This is a genomic window from Microbulbifer maximicatervae (SeqCode), from assembly GCF_052468155.1.
Map to the genome: position 1 here is coordinate 2,887,580 of NZ_CP174335.1, position 24,512 is coordinate 2,912,091.

Below are 24,512 nucleotides of genomic sequence, written 5' to 3' on the forward strand. Positions count from 1 at the left end.
ATTGTCGAACTTAGGCGAATGTTATTGTTTTAGATTGGGCTCTTATTTTCAAGTGGATAAAAAGTTTATTCGAGAGCCCATGGGGCTTTTCTCGATATAGATACCTCGTGAATATCGGTAATATAAGCTATTAACCTCTCACTAGGGATTTCGGTTTAATTGGGCTGTCAGACAGAAGTCCGAAAAATAGACGGTGGATGTTTAAACCCCAGTGCTAATGGGTTTATGGGGTCCGTGCAAGGTTATAATCATTGATAGGCAACATTGCTACTCCATGAAAGCTAGCTTGCCTTAAATTCATTACGCGGAAATTAAGCTCTTGCTCTAAAATAACTAGAAAATGGTTCTACGCCTGGGCTGGCAAGTGTTCAGGTATTATGGGTTGTTATAAAAATCATTATGCTCAGATTCATGGGTTGCCTCTGGTGTAGATATTTTACCTGAAGTAGGGTATCTGAGGGAGAATCGTATGGCGATTTGAAGTTTATCATCCCTAGATAATAGCTTTGGTAAAGTGAGGCTATAGTGTCAATGAAAAAATGCCAGCTATAACAATAAGGATAGCCTTTTTATCTTTGGTTTGTTGATCACACCTATGAAATTTTTATAAATTTTAGTGGTTGCATCCGTTGATATAAAAGACCTTTGTATTAATGAAACTGTCATCTATTAGTTTACGTTACTGTTGCTCTTGCATGATTGTTTTGTATAGGCAGCCCAAGTCCTGAATGGCAGTAGTTGGAAATGAAGTGCCATGATTTGCTTCTGGAATAATGAACAGTCGGGAGCTTACCTCTAGCCTTCTTCAATGATTAATTTTCTTTAGGGCTGCCTCGCTCCCCTTAACATGTCGTTGCGAGTTTGGCTTTTTTCTGGAGTTTCTATAGCACCAACTTCAATAAACACCTTTCGGTGATTAGAGCTGGGAGTAGCTTTCACATTAAGGATTCTTGCACGATCGTGCCACATCGATAGACTGCTGAGGATATAGTTATCAAAGCCGCTTGGCCTGGTAAGCAACATATATGTGCCAAATAGCTCGCCTAGAGAGTGCCCTATAAACGTGTGTCCACTGTCAAATAGGCGATATGATCTTGCTAGGAGGGGCAAAATGACGTCATGAATAAAAGTGGCATGCTCATAGGCCTTGCAGTTAAATATTTCCAGTTTTTATCGATGATGGGGGTAAAGTCCCGAATACGGCTGGCATGATTTTTGACCCTTTTGAGTAAGATAGTCCAACTAAAATGACTTCCTGCAGTTTGCCTAAATCCATCGCCACTTGAGTTGTACCTGAAGTGGCCTGAAAGGCTGAGTCTGCATCTGTCATAAGCACTAAAGGATATCGTTAGTCGAGGGTACTTTCGTAACTCTTAGGTAACTTAACGTAAAGTGAATAGGACCTAGTACTGATAGGATCTTTAACTCCAGGCTGCTGCTTCGAGGAATTTGGAACGGTGAGATGTCTGCGTTCACTGAAAGTGGAGGGGCTGAACAAAGGCTGAGGGTGCAAAACAAGGTTGCTTAGGACCCTATCAGGGCTTTAGCACGGATAAAACGCTTGTACTTTTTGTATAGTGGCTTGACAGGCTCTATAAACGAAAGTGTCATTTTCTTTCCCAGTTGCGACTATGCCGGCGTGAACAAAAAGTCAGGAAAGTACTCTAGCATATAGAAATGATTCATCTTGAAAACTGTTCGCATAAGATTTATTCAAAAGATAGCAATTTTTTTTGTAATAAGATAAAGAGTATGAAGCTCTCAATGTTTCTGTGGAAGTGTAAAAATCTACTTTACTACTACAAAAACGGAAGAAGTAAGTAATTCTATTTTTATATTTCGTAATGTAACTTTTTCATATCTACAATTATCCAAGTACTTGTTCCATTTTCCCCTCTTTTATTTTCCCTCCTTTTGAAGGTTAATAGTCTACGATTTGATTAGCCTTTAGGCGCTGAAGTTCATAGTAATACCTCTCTATGCTTGTAATTTAGGCGTTACTTTTTTCCAACCGCTGGAGGTGGTCGTTTATCGTATGTTTTTTGTCTACTCCCTGTGTTTTTAGGGGAAGTTAACTTTAGTAAAACTAAAGACTTATATCGGTTTAGCTAGTTGATACTCGATTTTGAAAAAAAGGCTGGTTTTGTACTACAAAAATAATTTGACCAAAAAATAATTGATCGATGGTTTGTTTTGTTCATTGTCTCTAGAGAGCCTCTGTAAGTTGTACTAAGTATTGCAAAATTTTCCAGAAGCTCAGGGAAACCGGTCGGTCACACGAGATGGTTCACTAGAAAAATGGAAAACTTTTATCAGGATGATGTGACGCAGTGGGTTGGTGAGTATGGATTGGATTTGAAACGTTACTTTTCTTCCCGAGTTAATCTATCTGATGTTGATGATCTAGTCCAGGAGGTTTTTATTCAGTTATATATTCGTATCAAAAAGTATGGAGGGCAAATCGAAAACCCAAGAATTTACATCTATGCCATGGCAAGAAATCTTTTGATTAGTCATGGTAGGCGTCAAAAGTCTAGGTGTGGAGGGTTACATGACTCTATTGATCACAAAGTCGACATCCCTTACATGATTAGTCCGGAACGGACGGTGATGGGAATACAGGCTTATACCCGAGTGCAGGAAGCTATTTTAGGATTGCCGCCAAGAGCTGGTACAGCTTTTCGCTATCATCGCTTTGAGGGAATGACTTATCAAGCAATTGCGGAGCAAATGGGAATCTCTAAGGATTCGGTTAAAGAATTAATACAACGTGCTTTGACCAAGGTTAGGCAGGTGGCAGAGGAAGCTCCTTGATGGCGCAAAATATTTTATATTGTACTGTAGGTTGTAACCTTTTTTCGAGTAGATGTCTAACGGGACAATAAGCTCAACTAGAAATTTTTTGGTGAGTGATTCTGATAGCGCTACGCCAGAGGTTTGGCTTTTTTAGTTCTAACTGCTGTAGCTTTCGAAATATTTAGTTAATAATTCTGTTTTGACTTCCAGAAAATCAAGTTTATTTTTTATCCCCCCTTTCTTTTAGCTCTCGCGTCTTAAGTATTGTTAAACCTGAAATAGGTTTATATCAGGTCAATAACCCAATAATACCGACAATAAAGAGAGACGTAGTGTGATGATGAAACCTGTCAAAAAGAAAACATTGATTGCACAAGCGATTTATCAATCTGGACATTCATGCCAAATTACTCCCTGGTACAGCTCCATTGTTGCCTCTTTGGCAATTGCAGTTGTTCCTACCATTTCCAGCGCCCAGGAGAGTGAAGAAAGCAAACACCCAAGACAGGCGATTGAGGAGATCACGGTTACTGCGCAGAAGATTGAAGAGAGTATTCAAGATGTGCCCATTGCAGTATCTGCACTCAGTGGCGACAGTATGGATGACCTTAAGATTGAGCGGGGGGAGGAGTTACTACGAGCTGTCCCAAATACCAATTTTTCCAAATCCAACTTCAGCACCTATAACTTCTCTATTCGCGGTATAGGCACTAAAGCTGTTTCTGCTGCTTCAGACCCGGCGGTTGCTGTGAGCTTTAACAATGCTCCTTTAATTCGCAATCGATTATTTGAGCAAGAATTCTTTGATGTGCAACGGGTTGAAGTCTTGCGTGGCCCCCAAGGTACACTTTATGGCCGCAATGCGACAGCTGGCGTAGTTAATATGCTGCCAATTATGCCTGGAGATGAGTTTGCCTCTGAGATTAAGGCGGAGGTGGGCAGTTATAACACCAAACGCGCCAGCGGAATGTTTAATATCCCATTGGGGGAGACCATGGCGTTGCGTCTCTCCGGAGCCATGACTAAGCGTGATGGTTTTGACTATAACACTTATACCGGTAACGATGTTAATGACCGCGATCTATATTCTACTCGTGCAATCTTTGAGTGGGAGCCCAGTGAATCCTTTAGTGCCAACTTAATATGGCAGCACTTTGAAGAAGATGATCGGCGCTCGCGCACGGGCAAGCAACTTTGTACAAAAGATCCAGGCCGAACACATATTGGTGATACTGAACTAACAGGCTTTACGCCAGTGTTTTTTAGTCAGGGTTGTCTGCCTAGCTCGATTTATAGTGATGACGCTTACAGCGCACCCAATGCCCAGGGTTTTGCGAGCGTTTTGGCTACCGGGTTAATTGTCACGAGCTATGGCCAGGTTATTGACTGGTTTACTGACCCTTATGCGAATTCAACACAGTCGCGTGATCTTCGTAAAATTGAAACCAGTTATGATCCGGTATTTCGCGCAGAGAATGACTTAGTGCAACTGAACTTCGAATGGGGCCTGACAGACTCTCTCACATTTTACTCTCAGTCGACTTATGCTAAGGACGATTACTATTCATCCCAAGATTATAATCGTTATGTTTCAGATCCCATCTTTAATGATGGGGGTAATTTAGAACCTACACCGGGGGGAGTTTTTACTGATCCACAGTTGGGACCCTCTGAAGGACTGTTGGCGGTTGATATTAGTCGATCAGATAATAAGCAGTGGAGCCAAGAATTCCGATTGCAAACATCTTTTGATGGCCCTTGGAATTTCTCAGTGGGCACAAACTACTTAGACTTTAAAACCCAAGATGACTATTTCGTATTCAATAATATATTTAGTATGGTGGCGCAATATCTACATAATGCCGACCGCGATGAATATTTCAATTTAGTATTTCAAAACTGTACTGATCCAGAGGTAAATGTCGGTGCGGATTGTATTTATGTTGACCCTAATTCGATAGAAAACATTGATGAGGAAGGACATAACTATTTCTTGAGCCGAAATTTGGTGGAAGTTAATTCTTGGGCATTATTTGGTGAAACTTATTGGCAAATTAATGATGATGTAAAGCTAACTACCGGCCTTCGCTATACAAATGATCGCAAGCGCTCTACTCCGGTACCCAGTCAGCTGTTGTTAGGTACTTTTTATGATCCGGTAACGGGGGAAGTCTCCTCCGGTGAAATCTCAGGGGGGCTTGTCCATCGAGGCTATCCGGAAGGTGATCCGGTGACCCAGAACTGGAAGGAGTACACCGGGCGTGCAGTTTTGGACTGGAGAACGGATCTGCCTTTTACGGATGAAACTATGCTCTATATGTCCTTTGCCCATGGCTACAAAGGTGGTGGTACTAACCCTCCCCGAGCCGAGGTTGATCCAGCAATAGTACAGTTTCAGCCCCTGGAAGATTCTTTTGAGCCGGAGTTTGTTAACGCAATTGAGTTTGGCAGTAAGAACATTCTTTTTGATGGTAGCTTATCGCTCAATGCTAGCGCCTTTTATTACGATTATACCGACTATCAAGTCTCTCAAATTGTTGACCGAATTTCTCTCAATGAGAATTTTGATGCGGAAACTATGGGGCTTGAGCTTGAGCTGGCTTGGCAGCTTACAGATGCAACACGAATAGATATGAATTTAGGGTACCTGAAAACCCGAATTGCAGATGGAGAGGAATCTGTTGACGTGATGGATCGTACTCAGGGCAATGAAGATTGGGTACTGGTTCGTCCCAGCATCCAAGTGCCGTCTAATTGTATTGCACCTGTGGATTTAGTTGAAACCGTTATGGCTGCGCCTGCACCTAATATTTTTGCTATTTGGTCGCTTTGTGCGGGTTCCGCCCAGTATGGTTCATTCTCTCCAGAAATCGAAGTCTCGGATGCTTTGCGCCATGATATCAATTATGGAGTCGATCCCTACAACCCGCTAACGGATGCACCTAATGGGGGGCGTGGTTTTTCTGCTGATTTAAGTGGAAATGAGTTACCCAATGCACCACGTTTCACTGTTAATTTCGGAGTGGAACATACGATTCCTATTGAGAATTGGGATTTAACTCTACGAGCAGACTACTACCGTCAGTCGGAAAGTTATGCTCGTGTATATAATACTGAGTATGATCGTTTGAAGGCTTGGAGTAATCTCAATACTTCAGTTAGCCTCAGCAATCCTGACTCTGATCTATATATGCAGCTCTACGTGAAGAATATTTTTGATGATGCGCCTATCACTGATATGTTCACTAATAGTGATGATTCAGGTCTTACTACTAATGTGTTTACATTAGAGCCTCGTATTGTTGGCTTAAGTGTTAGTAAAGGGTTTTGATTAATCCGGTGAAATCTGTGATTCATTGCTTATATTTGATTGAATGAATATGTAGGTTGGTGAGAGGATTTCTTGCCAACCTATTTTTGCATTTTTATTGATGTCTTCTGAAATCTGGCGGTCTTGGCTTTAGGGGCGCTGCCAGTTTTCGTACTGCATATGAGTTTTGGGTTACAAAAATAGTCATTGATTATTGTTGGCAGGTATATAAATTAACTGTTTCCGTAATGCTAGTGTTGTTAGCATCTAGGGCTATTAATTAAGGTGGGATAGACTTAGAGGCTGTATAGGTGAAATGAGAGCTTGTTGAAATTACACTATTAATTTCCCTCTAGTTGTCTGAACCTGCGCTGGGAGTTTTGGCGCTGTTGAAGGTAGTTTTTCCATTTGGCTGATTCAATGATCTTATGAGGTCTCCAGCATATTCACCGGCGGTCGACTTAATAAGTCTATTTTTAATGACCATGGTATTGCTCATGCACTTATAGGATAAATCGTGAGTTTCCATCTTGCTGAAAAAGTCAATTTATTTTCATCGTTTATTTCTTACTTTCAGTAAAGTTAAGAGCTTTTATTTTGCGCTTTGCTGTAGTGAAGCGAATATTGAAATTCCAGTATCGAGGTGTTGGCTATAAATCCTGGAAGGCCAAATAATGGATTGATTGTATTTTATGGTTTATTTTATTGTTGGCTTTCATTTGTTAGTAAGCTCAGTTAAGTAGGGTGTCCAAGGTCATCCCTCTCAGTCAAATTTCCAAAGAATATGGGTTTTACTTTATTAAATTTCACATGCCTTGATTTTGTTAAAAATTCAATTTAATCGATAAAATGGATTTATAGGCAGATTAAGTAGTTGTGATGGAGGATTATGGGTTAGTAATGATAGTGCCACTTACGGTACATGGGGAAACCGGCTGCGTTATCGTTAGGAAACTCAGCCTCATCGGAAGCGATTTCCCCAATTAGCGTATTGGGCGGATATATTCTTGCTCTTACAGTTCGTTATCAGCTTTTCTTATAAAGCGTCATAGACTTGAAATAACTTATGGAGCTCTGGTGTCGGGGCAATTGAATTGCCGGTTGGCACCAAAAGATAAGATGCACGAGGTCGGGAGTATTTGCCCATAGCGGACCACCTGCTATCGGCTTCTACACCTTGTAGGCTGTATTTGCTGCCCTCTGGGCAATTTTGTTTGGTTTTTGCTCTCCCTGCTCCAGATTCATATTGCTATACTCCGCGCCCTTGAAAGCCCCCTGTCTTTATATGGAGAACTTGATGTCTGATTCACAGTGCGATATTGGCTTTATCGGCGCCGGTGTGATGGGTAAGAACCTGATCCTGAACCTGGCCGACAATGGCTATAGGGTCTGTGCCTTTGATTTGGATCACAACCGGCTGAATGCGCTGCTGGAGCAGGACAAGAAAGAGCGTGGAGACCTGCCTGCGCGTGTTGAAGCCTGCAACTCTTACACAGAGCTGTTGGCGAAGGTTAAAGCCCCGCACTTGATTATTCTCTCGGTTCCGGCTGGAGCCCCCGTTGATGACGTATGCAGCAAGCTGCTCGATGCGGGCTTGAAGGCTGACGACATCGTTGTTGATACTGGTAACAGCCTGTGGACCGACTCTGTAGAGCGGGCTAAACGGTATGAAGGCAAATTGATTTTCTTCACCACCGCAGTATCCGGGGGCGAAGTGGGTGCTCGTTTTGGGCCATCCCTTATGCCCAGCGGCGACCGTTATGCCTGGAGTCGTATTGAGCCAGTTTGGCATGCTATTGCCGCCAAAGTGGATAAAGCCAGCGGCCAGCCGATTGAGCGCTTTGAGCCTGGCAACCCGGTTCGCGAAGGTGAGCCCTGTGCGGCTTATATCGGCCCGATAGGCTCAGGCCACTATGTGAAGATGGTGCATAACGGTATTGAATATGCCGATATGCAGATGATCTGTGAGGCCTACCATGTGATGCGCACGGCGCTGGGCATGGCCCCAGAGGAAATTGCAGAAGTATTCCGCGAGTGGAATCGAGGCCCGCTGAACAGCTATCTGATCAATATCAGTGCGGAAGTGCTCTCTACTTTGGACTCTGTGACAGAACAGCCGCTGGTAGACGTTATCCTCGACCGTGCAGGGCAAAAAGGTACTGGTCTGTGGACAGCCATGAGCAGTCTGGAAGTGGGCTGTCCGGCTCCGAGTATTGCCGAAGCGGTTTACGCCCGTTCATTATCTACCCGGAAGGTATTGCGCACCCGCGCAGCGAAGAAGCTGCAAGGGCCTGAGTTGACACCGGTGGCTCCAGAGCAACGGGAAGAAGTGATTGCACAGCTGCACGACGCTCTCTACTGCGCAAAGATCTGTGTTTACGCTCAGGGCTTCGATTTGATGAAGCTGGCTGCGCGGGAGCAGGGATGGCAGTTGAACTTCTCTGAGATTGCCAGAATTTGGCGTGCAGGTTGCATCATTCGAGCAGTGTTCCTGCAATCTATCAGCGATGCTTACGATCGAGATTCCAAGCTTTCCAACTTGCTACTGGATGATTTCTTCACCCAGCAGATTGCCGACCACCAGGCCAACTGGCGCCAAGCGGTGGCGAGCGCCACTCTGAATGGTATTCCGGTGCCGGCCCTGTCATCGGCGCTCAATTACTACGATGCCTTCCGCACCGAGTCGCTGCCGGCGAACCTGCTACAAGGACAGCGTGATTTCTTTGGAGCCCATACCTTTGCGCGTGTGGACCAGCCTGAGCAGCGCAAGTACCACGTCCAGTGGACCGAACCTGGCCGCCCAATGGTTGAGATCTGATTGGTGGGGTAGGGGGCAGGTGATACGTGCCTTTCAGGTACGCATCACAATGTGAGTTCCCTAAAGAACGACCTCTTCTACCTCTTTGGCCAGGGCCTCCGCCTCTTGGCGGCTGGCTTTGGCGACCAGTTCCTCAACGCTAGCCGACTCGGTGTTGACGCCACCGAAGGCGGAGAGCAAGTCTTTGGTCAAGGCTGAGATCTCCAGAGTCATCACCGCAAAATCTGCATCAAATCTCTGGGCTGCACTTTCTGCATCGGCACTATCGGCCTTCTCCAGAAGCTCGTCACTGAACTTGATACGCTTTAGGGACAACTGATCATCTACCAGGAATTCAACGCCCCCACGCCAGGTCAGCCCCAGCTTGTGCACTTGTAGTCCCGCCACCAAGTGATTGTGAATTTCCTCTGCACAGAGGTCCTGGTTTTTACAGCGGATAACACTGCCGCTGTCTTTGGGATCGCGCAACTCGCATTCGTGGCCAAAATCAAACTGATGCGGTGCTTCAGGGGCACTGAGCCAGTGGGTCATCGTTTGCTGTGGCAGGTTCTTAGCGGAGAGTGGTACCACGGCAAGGCTACTGATAGCCTCGCGGAGGTTCTCCAGCAGTTCCTCGGCGGCGGAGGCAGAAGAGGCGTCAACCACTACCCAACCATCCTGAGGTGCAATATAGGCATATTGCAGACGGGAGCGAGCGAATGCCTTGGGGCGCATTTCAAGGAGAATCTCGTCTTTAAGGTTTTGCCGCTCCTTGCGACCTACCTGCCTGGCTTCTTTTTCAGAAATAGCTTGTGCCAGCTCTTCAACTTTCTCATTGACTACCGCAGCAGGAATCACTTTTTCTTGCTTCTTAGCACAGACCATTAGGTAGCCATTAGTTGCGTGCACCAACTGGCTGCCGTGGCGCCCTAGTGGAGGCACCCACCCATAGCGAGTGCTGTCCTGACTGCCACAGGGAACAAATGCATGGGGCTCCAGCAATTCGTTCAATTTTTCAGCATCCAGGGAAAATTCTTTCGTCAAACGATAAATACGGAGGTTTTTAAACCACATACATCAGGCCATCTGTTTTCAGTTGCGAGTGCGGCCTGCATTATGCGGAAACCGGGGCGGGGCAGCTAGAGCCTGTTAACACTTAATTGATGGGTTCTTTAAGTTGTTATCAAGCTCCAGAATATTACTGGTCCAAGGCGGTGAAAATTTGTTCAGCCGAACTTGTCAGGCCTGGCTGAACAAAGGTTTATTTGAGAATACTGTCTATTGCTTTGCCACTATCCTGCGAGAACTCTTCTGACTTATGGCCGAGCAGTTGTAGTGCGGTTGCGGCTATCTGATCCTGAAAAATGGCTTCTCCCCTGGATACTTCTCCCAAGGCCTTAATGTCTGGGCCCAGTGCGGCAATCCAGATTTCATTGGAGCCGGGTATACCCGCTTTGTGGGGGTGATCTTCTTTACCGAAGTATTGGGTCAGTGCAGGGCCACTGGCGTGGTGCGGCCAGGATTCAGCGGTGTTGCCACGCCCGTGGTCAACGGTAATGAGTAGGTTGGTATTGTCTCGGTATTGATCAAGAGATTGCAGTGTCTGCCAGAGTTTGGCGAGTATCATGTCGCTCCGATGTGCGGAGTGGAGATACTGGTGATATTCCTCATCGTGGGCAAAATCGTCAGTTTCACCCAGGGCAATGTACATTACCTTGGGCTTTTTGCTAATTAAGTACTCTTTTGCAAATCCATAGGTAAATGCATCGGGCCGCACGTTTTCCCAGAAAACCGGCAGTTGCCCCTGCAAATCATTGAGAAACCCTGCTCTTTGGCTCAATTTTGGCCAATCGGCAGCTTCCAGCCCCGCGTTAATGTAAATACCACTGCGATCACGATTAAGTATCGAGGAGAATACCCCCCAGCTGCCGAATGCAGCGATTTGGCCTTTGTACTCAGATTTGCTGTTTAGCCACTCGAGAAAGGTAGTATTGGCATTGGGAGTTGGGTCGTTACTATTGATTTTGGGGTCGGCGGAGCCGGTTAAAATCTCATTGTAACCGGGATAGGAAAACCACCAGCTATTGGTAACTTGTGCTTTAGACCCCTTGTCGCGATTGCCAATTAAAACCCCTTCTTTAGCCACTGTTTGCCAGATAAAAGGCAATAATTTTTGACGTTTTTCGATGAGTGAATCGCCGTGAAAGTGATTGATAAGGTCTTGTTTATTTTCAGTGAACTCTGCGTGGTTGAGAAGTTCAGGGTCATAACCGGAGAACACTTCCTGCCAGCGCAAGCCGTCGATAGTAACTAATACGAGGTTGTCTGCGGCAAGGGATTGAGTAGAAAGAAACAGGGTCAGGATTGCTGTAGTCAATCTGTTCATTGAAAGAGCTCTTTGCATATTTTTGGATTATTTATATTTGTCGCAAATAATCAAAATTATTTTTCGACTATATTTATTATTTATTGCACTTTATTTTTGAATCTACTGCTTGACTAAACATACGCACAATCGGCTAGCATTTCCAGCCGATTGTGTGGCTGCCAAAAAAATCTTAGAAATCAATAGTTGCAGAGAGTGAGGCTGTCCGTGGAGCACCTATCCAGGCACCGCCAGAAACGACAGTTCCTAAGTAATCCTCATCCAGTAAATTATTTATCACTAAATTCAGGTTGGCTCCCCGTAGTGCCGGGCTAAATTCTCCCAGATTCATGCCCAGGTAGGCATCGACAACTACATAGGAGTCAGCTGTCCAGCTATTGTCTAAGTCGACAAAGCGATCTCCGGTAAACTTACTGGAGATGCCACCGTAAAATATTTCAGAATTCCAATCCAGGCCAATCACATAGAGTTGATCAGCTATTCCGACTACGTCATTCCCTGGTGTTATTCCTTGAGTTTCATCTACTGCTGAGTTTCCTGAGCCAATATAGGTAGTGTCCAGCAGGGTATAGGATGTATAGAGATTTAGAGTTTCTGATAAATCGTAGTCCAGGAAAAGTTCCAGACCATCAGATTCGATTCCGCCGGCATTAAAATAGGTCCCATTGGTACCTATCAAATAGTTATTACCTGCGGCAGTATTGTTATCCAGGAAAATGATCCGGTTTTCAAAATCATTTTGAAAATAGGTGGCAGTTGCCGAGAAATTATCGGCGGTATAGCGAAGCCCTAGCTCTGTGGTCTCTGAGGTTTCCGGTTCGATATTGTCGAGATCTGAATCGGGCCGCTCTAATACGCTGTCTCCAATCGCCTTAAAGTTTTCAGCGTAGCCTGCGAACAGCTCTGCACCTTCCAGGGGTGTTTCCCAAATCAAACCGGCGGAGAGCAGGATATCTGAATCAGAGTCAACACTTGCATCGGAAGACTCCTGAAACAGATCTTCCCTTTCAACATCGACAAAGAACTGCTTGGCGCCCAGTGTCAAAGTGAGAGTGTCGATGGTCAGGGAGTTCTGTAAATACCACTTTGTGCTGGTGGAGGGGTAACTGCGGTCGTATTGCACCCAATAGGGTGTTGAATTGAAACTGGCACCTTGAGTTGCATCAGTGATTTTGTGCCAATCGCGGTGTTCGTCACGGGTGGAGTCTTCATACCAGAGGCCGCCTCGCAGCTCATTGTCTAACCCGGCGATGGTGGTAGCGTATGTAAAGTCTAGAGTCAGTCCGGCACGCTCTTTCTCATAATGAGTGTGCCGATAAGACATCGTGGGTATGGCGCCCTCTGCATAGCAATCTGGATTGTAGGCCGGTCCTGAATCGCCATAGATATTGGTGACTGACGCTGTACATGTTTCATCATAAGTAAGGGCATTGCCATTGGCGTCAACAAAATAAATGATGCCCGACTGGCTACCGCCGTAGGCAGTTGAGCCGCCGAGGAACTCGGGCTCGCCTTGTTCGCTGTCATCTGTAATATCAACCAGGTAAGGGGGCACCCAGTCCCCGCGGCCTTCGTTGCTGTGGTAATAGAGTCCGGCCTGTAGATTGAATGAATCTGTCAGGTCAAAATCGAACTGGGTGTAGGCCAGCAGGTTCTCACGCAAGGTAGACCAGCCACGGCGATAAAGTTGATCGATATAAGGAATACCAGACCAGTTGCCGGTAAGGAAATCGTTTTCAGGGTACTCTTCAAATTGGGCGTCCGAATAGATTCGTTGATAATTATCTTCGTGGATATCGTCGTAAGATAGGTAGGCCTTGATGGTACCAGCTTCCAAGCTGGTCACTAGTTTTGCCGCGATATGCTCTCGTTCATTCTCAGCGGTTTCAGTAATCCAGTCGGTCGCTTCCTGGTTAGAGTATGAGATCCAGGCTTTGCTGTTCCCGGCAAAAATACCAGTGTCATAGCGAAAATATACTCTCTGTGCATCAAACTCGCCTGCGGACAGTTCTATTCGACTGCGCTGTGTATCCAAAGGATCATCAGTGCGATAATCAATAGTGCCTCCCAAGGCTTCGTGGGAACGTGAGGCGATATCTGAAGTACCCTGTGATACTTCTACTGAACCGATATTACCCGGATCAACAAAGCGGTTTGCTTTTGAGCCTCCACCGTAATTCGAACCGCCATTGGGAATACCATCGATGGTGGTGCCAATTTGCTGTTCATCTAAGCTGTTAGTAAATCCGCGAATACTGATATTGGTTGACCAGTCGTCAAAGCCGTAAGTATCTCCTTCATTGACTGAGACACCGGGGAGGTTATCGATCAGTGCATTAACGCTGGTGATAGAGGACTGTTGCTTGCGCATTGCCTCAGATACTTCGCTGCTGTTAAAAGTGCTACCGGAGCCCAGAACCATTACTTCTTCAATTTGTGCGTTGCTGAGGTCTTCAGCGGTCACGGGACTGGCACTCATTATTGTGGCCACTGAAATGGCGGCTGCCAGGTAGGTCTTTTTAGTATTCATCGGGATACCCCAGTTTGTAGTGATTCAGCAAGTGTTAACCAGCCTGGTTAGTGGCTTGGGTTATTTGCGCGCGTACATTGACGCGTCTTGATGAATAATTCTTTACAGGGGGGTTAAACTCTTTTTACCCGTTGGTGAATGCTCAATAAATCCTGAGAGTCAGAAACATGAGCTGTTTCAGACTGACTGAATAGAGTCCTTGGTAGTGGGGGTGATCCGGTGAGTAATCTTGATTGAGTGTAGAGGGGGAGGGCTGAGTTACCCCAGCCCAATTTAAACAGAAATCAGATAGCAGCTTTCAAAGAAATGCCGGTGCAAGCTTCAATTGTTCCCCAGAGAACTCCCAGAACTGCATTCCAGACTTTTTCGATGGTAACTATCAGGAGTCCACGTAAGGTGTTGGCGAAGTTCTTGGCCATATCCTCCAGGGAGTCGAGAAAGTAATCTTGCAGATCGCCAGATATTTCATCAGATGCAATTGCTTTAGCAATCATTTTTGTTTGCTGGGCCATTGCGGATAACTGACGTTCGGAAAACCCTCTGAGTTCAGAAATATCACTGTTGATTACCGCAGAAGCTGCCCCTTTAATATCGGCAACGAGTTGGTTAACGTCAATAGACATAGTAATTTCCTCAGCGATTCAGAAAAGACTCATAGGTGAGTGCTTGGTCCATGGAAACAACAATTTCATTTTTGAATAGAGAAACAGCGGTTGCGTTTAGGCCCTTATCTTCATCTACCGTGCGCATCATATTCAAACTCTCTGAAATTTTCTCCAGTGACGCAACACTGGGGGGGGCCCGCTCAAAGCTAATATTCCTGCCAGAAGATTCCAAATAGTTGTTAATCTTTTTGAGTAGTTTACTTTCAGGCGCAGGGCGGGTTTTCGATTGCATAGCCAGCGCATCTACTTTGCCGATCAATGCATGGTATCTCTCATCTCTTTTTGAGTAAGAATCTTTGTTAGTTCCACTGGAAACTGAAGAGAAAAATTCCATTATCTCTACATTGACAGTGGTTAAATCGGAGTATAGCGCGGCATCATAGCGCGGCGCCATTTGTGAGCATCCGCTAACTAGAATGGTAAGAAAGGCTAAAACTGCAAAGATTGCTATTGGCTGCCTTATCATGACAACTCCCCCTTTAATTTTCATTTTAATAGTTCAATTCGGCTCTTTTCAGCCGCCTAAAGGGTGGCTGAGAGATATACAGTTCTTTCCAATTTTTTCGTCTGGGTACCCATTTATACCGGTTCCAAAATCTCATGCGAGGTCGGCGAAATACTGGGATCATTTTTCTTTTCAAAGTAAGTCAGCAGTAAGCGAACAGCCTCCTGATTATCGAAATATCGGGAGTGAACTCGAGCTGCCAGTTTGTCCGGAAAAGTACCGTAAGACCCGATAATTCTCTCATAACAGTGGTGGCGTGCTGGGACCGCAGAACCACTGGCAAACCAGTCTGAGTGAGATTTGATATCAATCCACTCGATTAGATCTTTTCTTTGTGACAGTTGTTCTACTTCATTCTGCAGCCAAGGAGCTTGCTTACCCAGAACTTCGATTAGGGACCCCATTGTTAGGATACGTATAGGTTTACCGATTGGCGGAAGATCGGCAAAAAGGTCTACAGTAACAACACTGCCAAAACTATGTCCGACAATAGTTACGGAATCGTAGTCATATAGTTTAATACTGTTTTCGAGCTGTTCTCTGACCCGTCGGATAATCTCAAAGCGGACTGCAGGCTTGCCCTTGGCCGCCGGCTCATTGGTGAGATAGCGCTTACAAAAGTCAGAAATATCTACTAGTAAGGCAACCGGCATAACGGCAACAACGGCAGTAGCAATCAGCCAGATCCGCCAGCCCCCTATATACTCAACACCTTGCTTGAGCTGTTGTACTGCGGGATAAAACGGGCTGTCACTGGTGGGCTCAACAGCTTCGACAAACAAAATGATGGTACCAATGTACCAAACAATAAAGGCTAATGCTGAGAGGGTTAGACCAAATGTCAGGTACTTTCGTTTAAGCACCCCTTTCCAAATATGGAGGTTGGCCAGCCAGAACCAGATTAGGGAGAAGCCTCGGGCTAAGCGGACTTTCAGGCTCTGCTGGGTAATGCTAGGAACCAAGTCGTTCCAGTAAGCTTCAACCAGATCAAGCTCCTGTTTATCGTTGACCCTCAGGCGGTTGATGCCGGCGGGGACGGTAGGATCAGAAATCTGAGTGAGAGGCATACGCTCACTGGCTGCGATCATTCCCTCGGTGAACTCTGACAGTTGGGCGGTGCTGGTGACTCGTGTCAATCCAGGCACCAGCATAATTAAGCTTCTTCTCATTGTTATTCCAATTGGCTCTATTCTGGAGATATAACCTTCTGCCAAGGTTTGCTCCTGCCTTTGTTTTTTCTGTGTGAAAATCGTTTCAGTAAGTGAGTATTTCCATATATAAGTACGCTAGCCAGTAGCTAGCTGCGGTGTATCTCAGTGGTGAAATTTTGTGCGATGGCCAGCTCTATACTAACCGAAGGACATTGGATATAGGTGCATGTCAACTGAATGTTACTCGATTTATATGTGATACAAAATGAGATGTAAATATAGAAAAGAAAAAGATTTATTGATTGGGAGGGGAAAAGCCGCTTCGTGGTTCTTTTCTTAAATTACTTGTCGGAAGTTATTTCATCGCGGTTAAGGGGGGAGACTAGCGAAGGTGAAGATCTGTTGCTGCTTACACCGCACTCTATGGGGGAATCAGAAGCGACAGGTTAAAATTTACTCTACGGTTTCTTTTTGTAGTTCAACTAAAATAAATTCGTTGCCGTAGAGATCTTCAAAGTGGGCAAACTCTGCACCCCCTTCAGAAGTGGGTGGCTTGCTGAAGTGAACGCCATTTTTTGCAAGTTTTTTATATTCTCTGTCAAAATTATCTGTATAAATAACGGCACAAGGCTGCCCTGCAGTTTGTGCTCCCACTTTCTTTTGCTGGCTTTCAGAAGTTGCCTGAAGTAACCATATACCCATATCTTTTTGTGCCGGAAGTCGAATATGAACAAATCGATGCGGTGCTGCTTGAGAGTCAATAAATACTTCAAACCCCAATTTGTCACGATAAAAGGCAATAGCTTCTTCATAGTTGTTGACTAGGATTACCAGTCTGCCAATTGAGTTCATTAGGGGCTCCGTGATTGGCCTTATTGCTGCTTCGATAAGAGGGGTCATCTCTTTCTGGTTAACAGGTGTACAGTTTTTCAAATAGTTTTTATTTGAGTGGCCTATACCAAAATGAATGCTTTTAGCGTGAAGCTGATAAGCTGTAAAAGTTTACTGAAGTTACAAAATATTTGAACTGTACATGTCGAAAGCGGTGTCAGTTTCTGGATCTTTACGCCAAGGTTGCCAAGTATTGGAATGAAAGACAGTCTCCCCATTGTTGGCCATCTATGATGGAAACCGGACTTTCTATTGTTTATAGCCGATTACAGTGATTGTAAACGATCAGTATATTAATTAATGATTTTGAAGGATGGTAGGCAAAGTGAAAAGGATTTCATGTTTTCCTAAATCTATAAGCTCCGTTATGGTTTTTGTTATTGTAGTGCTGTGCCTACTCGAGCCCAGGTCTTCGATTGCTTGTACCCGAATACTCTATGAAACTGGCGATAAGACCTATATTACTGCCCGTAGCATGGACTGGAGTGATACCGATGCAGCTATGGCATTTTGGGTTTTCCCTCAGGGGATGGAGCGCAATGGTGGCTTGGGCCCAAAATCTATTACTTGGACATCGAAGTTTGGCTCAATTGTTATCAGTATTTACGATGCGGCTACAACTGATGGGCTCAATGAAAAGGGCCTCGTAGGCAATCTTTTATACTTGGCTGAGGCAGATTATGGGAGTGCTTCCGATAGGGATAAGCCGACTATCTCTGTTGGGGCCTGGTTGCAATACATCCTGGATAACTACGCAACGGTTGATGCTGCGGTAAAGGGGTTAAAGAGTGACCCATTCACCGTGGTTGGCGCAGATCTTCCCAATGGGAGACCGGCAAGTACACATATTGCAATTTCAGATCCCAGCGGTGATTCCGCTATTTTTGAATATCTTGATGGTGTGCTAAAGATCCATCACGGTAAGCAGTTTGCGGTAATGACTAATTCTCCTCCTTATGATCAGCAGCTGGCAATCAACTCCTATTGGAATTCAATTGGAGGCCAAAACTTTTTACCAGGTACAATTAGTGCGGCGGACAGGTTTGTACGGGCGAGTTATGCTTTAAAAACATCGCCAGAATATAAAATGTATCGCGATGCATTGGCATCCGCATTCTCCCAAATTCGTGCCGTCAGTGTGCCGCTGGGAATGGATGATCCCGATAAACCCAATATAGCCTCAACATTGTGGCGGTCAGTTATTGATCAAAAAAATAGCCGCTACTATTTCGATTCTGTTATTAATCCATCAGTAATCTGGCTGGATATAGATAGTGTTTCTATCGAGCCGGGATCTAAAGTAATGACAATGAAATTAGATACTCCAATGGATACTGGTGGGGAAGTAGCATCTAAGTTGAGTCCTTCAGAGCCCTTTAAGTTCCTCGCTCCAGGTAGCTGAATAAATACGATAACGAGAAGAGTCTAAGTCAATGCATGAATCATTTACTGTTCGGGAGATGACTCGTAAAGAATTGGATTTACTGGTTGACTGGGCTGCACTTGAAGGCTGGAATCCGGGGTTGCACGATTCAGAAATTTTCTGGAAAACAGATCCAGAAGCTTACATTGCGGCGGAAGTTCGGGGCGACTTGATCGGAGGAGGGGCAATTACTGCGTACGGTGATGATTTCGGTTTTATGGGATTCTTTATCGTTAGGCCTGAATTCAGAGGTCATGGGTTTGGTAATAGACTTTGGTATATCCGACGGGACCGCTTAAAAACCCGGTTGAGGCCTGATGCAAGCATCGGTATGGATGGGGTATTTGCGATGCAGGATTACTATGCCCGCGGCGGTTTTAACTTCTCCCATCGGAATCTCCGTTATCGAGTCGAGCTTTCTGCTTTTGAGGGTGTGAGTACTCAATGCCCTGATGAAATTATCCCGCTTAGTGAAGTTTCTTTCGATCAAATAATTGCTTACGACAGGACCTGCTTTCCCGCAAGTAGACGGGTATTTCTGAAAGCATGGTTTTCCCAGCCAGAGGCTCTGAGTTTGGGCTATGTCCAATTTGGAAGTCTTTGTGGCTACGGTGTAATCAGGCGTTGCCGCAATGGATGTAAAGTCGGTCCTCTGTTTGCAAATAGCTATAAAGTGGCAGATATGTTGCTGAAGCGACTGGTCTCATTTGCAGATGATGGACCTATTTTTCTGGATGTGCCGGAAAATAATCCTGCGGCTATGTCGCTGGCCAAGCACTATGGAATGGAGGAGGTTTTTGGCTGCGCAAGGATGTACCTGGGGCCAATGCCGGATATTGCGCGGGACCGAATTTTTGGTGTAACGACATTTGAGTTGGGTTGATGCACAAGAGAAATCTGGAGGGTTACGCTGGGCGTCCGCCTCATCCCCGCTGGCCTGATCAGGCCCGTATTGCAATTCAGTTTGTCTTGAATTTAGAGGAGGGATCAGAATCTACCACGCTAAACGGCGATACCCAATCTGAATCTTACCTGCATGAACTTCCTGGCAGGCCTGCGCGGGTTGGAGGGCGGGATTTCAGTGTAGAGAGTATGTATGAGTATGGTTCTCGCGCTGGTGTCTGGCGGCTTCTCGATATCTTTAAGACTTACAACGTACCTTTAACAGTTTTTGCGACCGGTCAGGCGTTAGAGCTTAATCCGAATTTAGCGCTGGCCCTGATTGAAATGGGACATGAGATTGCTGGCCATGGATACCGGTGGATTGATTATAAAGATACTCCTAAGGGTCGAGAAAAACACGATATTCAGCTCACTGTTAAGATAATCGAGCAGTTAACCGGTAGGCCTCCGTTTGGGTGGTATACAGGCCGGGTAAGCTCCCATACTAGGTCATTGGTACGAGAAATTGATGGATTACTGTATACGTCAGATTCCTACAGTGATGATTTGCCATTCTGGGAACAGAAATCAGATTCATTGGTGGTGATTCCCTACACCTTGGTGAATAACGATATTCAGTACCTGCTGCCCAGTGGCTGCGCGACTGCCGATGATTTCTTTTTATTGCTAAAAGATGCTTTCGATCAGCTTTGGCGGGAAGGGAGCGTGAGTCCTAAGTTGATGAGTGTTGGACTACATGGGCGAGTCAGCGGCCACCCTGCCAGGGCTGCTGGAGTTTATCGTTTTTTGAAATATATCCAGCGATTTGAACCCATTTGGCTTTGTCGCCGCAATGAGGTAGCGCAACATTGGATCTCCAATTTCTCTACCGCTAGATAACTTGGGTGGTAGCTTTCCAAATTGCTTGTGTGCGGAAAATTTAGGCCTTATGTATACCCGTAAGTTTTCCTCTGTTATAGCAACCGTTTCTGCTCTGAGGCTTTTGCAACTTCCCCCGGCCACCTGTGGAGTTAGGAAATATTAAAATAGCCCAGTGGCTCTCTAACAATAGCTAGAAAGCAGTTTTTAGAGTGATTAATACGTTGGGTGTAGTAATTGGAGGGCGGCGTGGAAAGGCAAGGTGTCGGGCCTCGGGGTAAGCCGAGGCCTGATTGGGCGATTAGTCGCGAGTGGGAATTGCTTGGACCACTTTAATAAAGTAATCCCAGAAATTGGCGACACTCTGGATATGAACCTTCTCTTCAGGAGAGTGAGCGCGGCGAATGGTTGGGCCAAAGGAAACCATATCCCAGTTGGGGTAGGGCTTGGCCAGCAATCCGCATTCCAGGCCGGCGTGAATGACTTTTACTTCAGCTTCCTCGCCAGTCATATCTTTATAGACATCCTTCATCATCGCCAGCAGCGGTGATTCGGGATTTGGTGTCCAGCCAGGGTAATCGTTGTCCAGTGTTGTTTCTGCACCTGCCAGCTGGAAGGTGGCGGCGACATTGAGGCCGTGTTGGTCGCGGGCACTGTCAGAGAGGCTGCGTACAAGACATTGGATTTTTACTCGATGCTCACCGTTCTCCTCCATTGTTACAACACGGGCCAGATTGTTGGATGATTCAGCAATACCTTCGAGAGCAGTGCTCATTCGCTCAACACCATTGGGGCAGCAGCGGATTGCGCGAATAAGGGTCAACTGGCTATCTGCGTCCAGGGTGTTGGCTGGAGCTTCGGTAGCTTCCAGGGTGATGTCCAGTGCCGCTTCATTGTCCAGTTCACGGGCAATTTGAGCGCTTTCGCTTTTTACAATTTCCTGTACTTTATCGACCGCTACTGAAGGCACGACCAGGGTTGTGAAGGATTCGCGGGGAATCGCATTGCGCAGGCTACCGCCATCCAGGCTGGCAATACGCAGCTCGGGGACCTGGGTTAGAACGGCGTGGATAATGCGGTTTGCGATCTTGTTGGCATTGCCTCGGCCTTTGTCGATATCCAAGCCAGAATGCCCGCCACGGAGGCCGCGAACAGAGAGTTTTACTGCTTCGGCACCGGGCAGGATCGCTTCTGGCGTATAGGGCAGGCTGACATTGACGTCGACACCGCCGGCACAGCCGATATACAGCTCGCCTTCATCTTCAGTATCCAGGTTGAGGAGCAGGTCAGCTTCAAAATAGCCAGGCTTAAGATTCTTGGCGCCGGTCATGCCCGCTTCTTCATCGATTGTCAGCAGGGCTTCCAAGGCGGGGTGGGGAATATCAGTAGATTCCATCAGGGCCAGGATTGCGGCAACGCCAATACCATTGTCTGCGCCGAGTGTGGTGCCTTCCGCAGTTACCCAGTCTCCATCCACGTAGGGTTTGATTGAGTCAGTGAGAAAGTCGTGCTCAGTGTCGGCATTCTTCTGCGGCACCATATCCACATGGCTCTGCAGTGCCAGTGTCTTGCGGTTTTCCATACCAGGAGTGGCCGGCTTCTTGATAACAATATTGCCGATTTCATCCAGCTGAACGCCTAGGCCGCGTGCTTTAGCGAAGTTAACGATATGCTCCACTACGCGGTCTTCATGCTTGGATGGGCGTGGAATTTCACAGAGCTTGGAAAAGTGTGCCCACAGTGGAGTTGGGTTCAATTCAGCAATATTGCTCATGAGTGGCCTCGATTTATTCTATTGGTGCCGGAGCTATAAGTTAGCTGGCCGATCAAAGGCGGTGGGCTTTGGCCCCCGGCAGGAAAGCCCGGCGAGCGCCGGGCTTGGGTAAATGTGCAGGAACTTATTTCTGGGCCGCGTCGGCAGCCTCAGTTTTTTCAGCGTTCAGTTCAAAGGCGATGCGTCGTTTGTCTACATCGACAGACGCTACTTTAACTGAAACTTCCTGTTCTAGGTGGAAGCGTTTTTCATTGTGCGTAAGAACCAGGTGCTTGCCATCGAAGGTGGGCAGATTCTTCTTATCGCCATTCATGCGCACAAAGCCGTCAATACCAAAGTCGTCGAGTCGCACGCCGATGCCTGCGCCGTTTACCAGGGTAATTTTCCCTGTAAATTCCTGGCCAACTTTCTTCTCGATAAATTGAGCGTAGAGCCATTGCTCCAGGGCTCGGTTGGCCTGGCGACCGCGAATCAGGCTTTCCTGCAGGGATTCGATTTTATCATCGGCCAGGGTGGAGGCTTTCTCTCCCTGCGCAGCAGCGCGCAGAACGCGGTGGTTGTGCAGGTCGTTGTACTTGCGAATTGGAGAGGTGACGGTGGCGTAGGCCTCGAGGCCCAGTCCCAGGTGAGCCCCTACCTTGTTATCGAGCTGGCCCGGGCGCAGCATACGCTTGAGCACGGCGAGCAGGTTGTTCATCTGCGGCTCTTCATGGTTTTCCAGGTGCTTAACCAGTGCAAGGTAATGCTCCAGTTGCCCCAGATCGGCCTCTGCATGCTCAGGCAGCAGTTCTTTTAGCAGGCTGCGAACTTCTCCCATGCGCTCTTCGCGGAAGCCCAAGTGAACAGAGAAGCAGCCCTGCTCAATCTCGGCGAGTTTGCCACCCATGCTGATATTGGTAGCGAGCATGGCTTCCTCGACCATTCGCTGAGCGATATTGCGTTCCTGCTTTTCGATACGCTCGATCTTGCGCTGATCGTTCAAGCGGATTTCATAGTCCGGGCGATCTTCCATCGCCAGTGAGTGGCTGGCACGGTATGCGGCCCGCGCTTCGTAGATCGCCGCCAAATTACGCAGACTGTCCTGTTGCTCCTGGGGCACGGCGGAGTCGTCACCCTCAATAAAGCGGCTGACTTGTTCATAGCTCAGTTTGTGCTGGGAGCGAATAGCGGCAAATTCATAGCGGCTATTGCCAATGGTGCCATCGCTATCGATATCGATATGGATAACCAGGGCGGGGCGCAGCTCGCCGGGAACGAGGGAGAACAGGTTCTCACACAGATTGCGGGGCAGCATGGGTAGGGTTTCGCCCGGCAAATACTGGCTGTGGGCCCGATTAAACGCCTCTTTATCCAGGGGGCTGTTCTCATCAATTAGCGACGATGGGTCTGCAATAGCAATGTGCAGGGTCCAGCCCCCGTCACGGCTGCTTACGGCCAGAGCGTCGTCCATATCGCGAGTGGTTTCTGCATCGATAGTTGCGAAGCCCAGCTCGGAAAGTTCGGTGCGCTCACCGGTAACTGTTGTCAGTTTCTCCGCAATTGTGTCCGCCTGCTTTTGTGCAGCGGCACCAAATTGCTCAGGCAGCTTGAATTGGGCGACAACATAGGCGTGTTCGATACCGGGCATATCGGGCTTGCCGATAACGGTTTCCACCTTGGCCTGGGCTCTGCCGTCTTTAAATGGATGGCGGTTTACTTTGCAGGCAATAAACTCTCCCGGATGGGCCTTGCCGCGAGCCTTGGGAGGGAGAAAAATCCAGCGGGACAGGCCATTTTGCGTGGGCTGAATAAAGTGGCCCTGGCCGCGCTGTACATACTGGCCAACAAGGTAGTCGAGCTGGCTGTCGATCAATGCATCGAGCTCTGCCGCGAGTTTACCCTTGTTCTCTTCGGAGAGACTTACTCGAACCCGGTCACCGGGAAATACACGCTCCATTTCATTGGGAGGCAGGAAGGCTTCCCTCCCGTCATCCAACTCAACGAAGCCAAACTTGCCATTACTGCCGCGAACCCGGCCTTCGGCAAACTCCTTATTGGAGCGAATATCTGTTTTCAGTTGCGAAAGTTGTTTTAGAGCGTCGGCATTCAGCATCGAGTTTATCTCTATGGGTCGATTTGGGCGCGGATTCTACCAGACCATGCGCAGAGGATGTAACGCGCTTAGGCGGTGGAAATGATCTTAGTTGTCAGTGTTGTGAGGTTTTCAATAATTTTTGAAAAAGTAGACATATTAAGGAAGGCTTCAAAAGGTGGTTCTTTGCCAGAAGATTTATACAGGAATCGTGTTCTCTTGAGGGGCAGTTATAGGAAATTTATAAGACAGCCGCCAGCGGTAGGAGAGGGCCCGGTATTCAATGCCAATTGATGGAGAAATAAGAGCGTAGAGCTAGCCGCCTAGATTAATGACTGGGCGGCCCAAGTTATTTCAGGGCAAACGAATATCCTAAAAATAATATTTTGGTGTGATGTTTTAGCTATTCTAATGCTCATGTGTGCAAAATATGCAAACTTTGTCTGTGGGAG

At 46.7% G+C, this 24,512-nt stretch carries 17 protein-coding genes; 6 read left to right on the top strand and 11 right to left on the bottom strand.

From position 1 onward, the window contains the following. Positions 1-822: 822 nt before the first annotated feature. The gene (locus ACJJIY_RS12535) at positions 823-1,110 is read right to left on the bottom strand and encodes an alpha/beta hydrolase-fold protein (protein ID WP_445358021.1); all 288 of its coding nucleotides are present in this window, start codon (positions 1,108-1,110) and stop codon (positions 823-825) included. Between the two features lie 43 nt (positions 1,111-1,153). Next, complete coding sequence (locus ACJJIY_RS12540) at positions 1,154-1,330, bottom strand: hypothetical protein (protein WP_444897979.1); 177 nt, start codon at positions 1,328-1,330, stop codon at positions 1,154-1,156. Between the two features lie 968 nt (positions 1,331-2,298). Here ACJJIY_RS12540 and ACJJIY_RS12545 point away from each other — a divergent pair. From ACJJIY_RS12545 to gnd, 3 genes are all read left to right on the top strand, one after another. Next, entirely contained in the window at positions 2,299-2,814 is a 516-nt protein-coding gene (locus ACJJIY_RS12545; RefSeq protein ID WP_444897978.1) for an RNA polymerase sigma factor, read from the top strand. Between the two features lie 319 nt (positions 2,815-3,133). Next, a complete protein-coding gene (locus ACJJIY_RS12550; RefSeq protein WP_444897977.1) occupies positions 3,134-6,127 on the top strand; it encodes a TonB-dependent receptor in 2,994 nt (997 codons plus the stop codon). 1,276 nt (positions 6,128-7,403) lie between these two features. Next, the gene (gene gnd / locus ACJJIY_RS12555; protein ID WP_282932002.1) at positions 7,404-8,924 is read left to right on the top strand and encodes an NADP-dependent phosphogluconate dehydrogenase; all 1,521 of its coding nucleotides are present in this window, start codon (positions 7,404-7,406) and stop codon (positions 8,922-8,924) included. Between the two features lie 60 nt (positions 8,925-8,984). On the opposite strand, the gene rdgC is transcribed toward gnd, so the two are convergent. From rdgC to ACJJIY_RS12590, 7 genes are all read right to left on the bottom strand, one after another. Next, positions 8,985-9,977, bottom strand: coding sequence for a recombination-associated protein RdgC (gene rdgC, locus ACJJIY_RS12560; RefSeq protein WP_444907720.1), 993 nt, complete (start codon positions 9,975-9,977; stop codon positions 8,985-8,987). 187 nt (positions 9,978-10,164) lie between these two features. Beyond that, positions 10,165-11,289 carry an alkaline phosphatase family protein gene (locus ACJJIY_RS12565; protein ID WP_444897975.1) on the bottom strand — a complete coding sequence of 375 codons (1,125 nt, stop codon included), beginning with the start codon at positions 11,287-11,289 and terminating at the stop codon, positions 10,165-10,167. A 172-nt stretch (positions 11,290-11,461) separates the two neighbouring features. Further along, positions 11,462-13,819 (bottom strand): TonB-dependent receptor domain-containing protein, encoded by a 2,358-nt coding sequence (locus ACJJIY_RS12570; RefSeq protein ID WP_445358022.1) that lies wholly within the window; start codon positions 13,817-13,819, stop codon positions 11,462-11,464. Between the two features lie 284 nt (positions 13,820-14,103). Beyond that, positions 14,104-14,442 carry a hypothetical protein gene (locus tag ACJJIY_RS12575; protein ID WP_444897973.1) on the bottom strand — a complete coding sequence of 113 codons (339 nt, stop codon included), beginning with the start codon at positions 14,440-14,442 and terminating at the stop codon, positions 14,104-14,106. 10 nt (positions 14,443-14,452) lie between these two features. Beyond that, positions 14,453-14,974 carry a hypothetical protein gene (locus tag ACJJIY_RS12580; RefSeq protein WP_444897972.1) on the bottom strand — a complete coding sequence of 174 codons (522 nt, stop codon included), beginning with the start codon at positions 14,972-14,974 and terminating at the stop codon, positions 14,453-14,455. Between the two features lie 89 nt (positions 14,975-15,063). Then, positions 15,064-16,158, bottom strand: coding sequence for an alpha/beta hydrolase family protein (locus ACJJIY_RS12585; protein ID WP_444897971.1), 1,095 nt, complete (start codon positions 16,156-16,158; stop codon positions 15,064-15,066). 435 nt (positions 16,159-16,593) lie between these two features. Continuing rightward, on the bottom strand, positions 16,594-16,992 hold the full coding sequence (locus ACJJIY_RS12590) for a VOC family protein (RefSeq protein WP_444897970.1): 399 nt from the start codon (positions 16,990-16,992) through the stop codon (positions 16,594-16,596). Positions 16,993-17,398: 406 nt separating this feature from the next. Here ACJJIY_RS12590 and ACJJIY_RS12595 point away from each other — a divergent pair, with 406 nt between their 5' ends. The 3 genes from ACJJIY_RS12595 to ACJJIY_RS12605 are packed head-to-tail and all read left to right on the top strand — an operon-like array spanning position 17,399 to position 20,236. Continuing rightward, positions 17,399-18,433 (top strand): bile salt hydrolase, encoded by a 1,035-nt coding sequence (locus tag ACJJIY_RS12595; RefSeq protein ID WP_444897969.1) that lies wholly within the window; start codon positions 17,399-17,401, stop codon positions 18,431-18,433. A gap of 31 nt (positions 18,434-18,464) precedes the next feature. Further along, positions 18,465-19,337, top strand: a complete 873-nt coding sequence (locus tag ACJJIY_RS12600; protein WP_444897968.1) for a GNAT family N-acetyltransferase — start codon at positions 18,465-18,467, stop codon at positions 19,335-19,337. Continuing rightward, the gene (locus ACJJIY_RS12605) at positions 19,337-20,236 is read left to right on the top strand and encodes a polysaccharide deacetylase family protein (RefSeq protein ID WP_444897967.1); all 900 of its coding nucleotides are present in this window, start codon (positions 19,337-19,339) and stop codon (positions 20,234-20,236) included. Before ACJJIY_RS12600 ends, ACJJIY_RS12605 begins: the two co-directional genes overlap by 1 nt. Before the next feature lie 280 nt (positions 20,237-20,516). Here ACJJIY_RS12605 and ACJJIY_RS12610 read toward each other — a convergent pair whose 3' ends face one another. Both ACJJIY_RS12610 and ACJJIY_RS12615 read right to left on the bottom strand, forming a co-directional pair. After that, positions 20,517-21,989 carry an aminoacyl-histidine dipeptidase gene (locus ACJJIY_RS12610; RefSeq protein WP_444897966.1) on the bottom strand — a complete coding sequence of 491 codons (1,473 nt, stop codon included), beginning with the start codon at positions 21,987-21,989 and terminating at the stop codon, positions 20,517-20,519. A gap of 124 nt (positions 21,990-22,113) precedes the next feature. Then, on the bottom strand, positions 22,114-24,081 hold the full coding sequence (locus ACJJIY_RS12615) for a VacB/RNase II family 3'-5' exoribonuclease (RefSeq protein WP_445358023.1): 1,968 nt from the start codon (positions 24,079-24,081) through the stop codon (positions 22,114-22,116). Positions 24,082-24,512: the final 431 nt, after the last annotated feature.

What these genes read in the sequence shown, in the direction of transcription:
- ACJJIY_RS12545 (WP_444897978.1), top strand. Translation starts at nt 2,299, where the DNA reads ATGGAAAACTTTTATCAGGATGATGTGACGCAGTGGGTTGGTGAGTAT.
- rdgC (WP_444907720.1), bottom strand. Translation starts at nt 9,977, where the DNA reads ATGTGGTTTAAAAACCTCCGTATTTATCGTTTGACGAAAGAATTTTCC.
- ACJJIY_RS12550 (WP_444897977.1), top strand. Translation starts at nt 3,134, where the DNA reads ATGATGAAACCTGTCAAAAAGAAAACATTGATTGCACAAGCGATTTAT.
- ACJJIY_RS12605 (WP_444897967.1), top strand. Translation starts at nt 19,337, where the DNA reads ATGCACAAGAGAAATCTGGAGGGTTACGCTGGGCGTCCGCCTCATCCC.
- ACJJIY_RS12565 (WP_444897975.1), bottom strand. Translation starts at nt 11,289, where the DNA reads ATGAACAGATTGACTACAGCAATCCTGACCCTGTTTCTTTCTACTCAA.
- ACJJIY_RS12570 (WP_445358022.1), bottom strand. Translation starts at nt 13,819, where the DNA reads ATGAATACTAAAAAGACCTACCTGGCAGCCGCCATTTCAGTGGCCACA.
- ACJJIY_RS12590 (WP_444897970.1), bottom strand. Translation starts at nt 16,992, where the DNA reads ATGAACTCAATTGGCAGACTGGTAATCCTAGTCAACAACTATGAAGAA.
- ACJJIY_RS12575 (WP_444897973.1), bottom strand. Translation starts at nt 14,442, where the DNA reads ATGTCTATTGACGTTAACCAACTCGTTGCCGATATTAAAGGGGCAGCT.
- ACJJIY_RS12600 (WP_444897968.1), top strand. Translation starts at nt 18,465, where the DNA reads ATGCATGAATCATTTACTGTTCGGGAGATGACTCGTAAAGAATTGGAT.
- gnd (WP_282932002.1), top strand. Translation starts at nt 7,404, where the DNA reads ATGTCTGATTCACAGTGCGATATTGGCTTTATCGGCGCCGGTGTGATG.
- ACJJIY_RS12610 (WP_444897966.1), bottom strand. Translation starts at nt 21,989, where the DNA reads ATGAGCAATATTGCTGAATTGAACCCAACTCCACTGTGGGCACACTTT.
- ACJJIY_RS12580 (WP_444897972.1), bottom strand. Translation starts at nt 14,974, where the DNA reads ATGAAAATTAAAGGGGGAGTTGTCATGATAAGGCAGCCAATAGCAATC.
- ACJJIY_RS12585 (WP_444897971.1), bottom strand. Translation starts at nt 16,158, where the DNA reads ATGAGAAGAAGCTTAATTATGCTGGTGCCTGGATTGACACGAGTCACC.
- ACJJIY_RS12595 (WP_444897969.1), top strand. Translation starts at nt 17,399, where the DNA reads ATGGTTTTTGTTATTGTAGTGCTGTGCCTACTCGAGCCCAGGTCTTCG.
- ACJJIY_RS12540 (WP_444897979.1), bottom strand. Translation starts at nt 1,330, where the DNA reads ATGACAGATGCAGACTCAGCCTTTCAGGCCACTTCAGGTACAACTCAA.
- ACJJIY_RS12615 (WP_445358023.1), bottom strand. Translation starts at nt 24,081, where the DNA reads ATGCTGAATGCCGACGCTCTAAAACAACTTTCGCAACTGAAAACAGAT.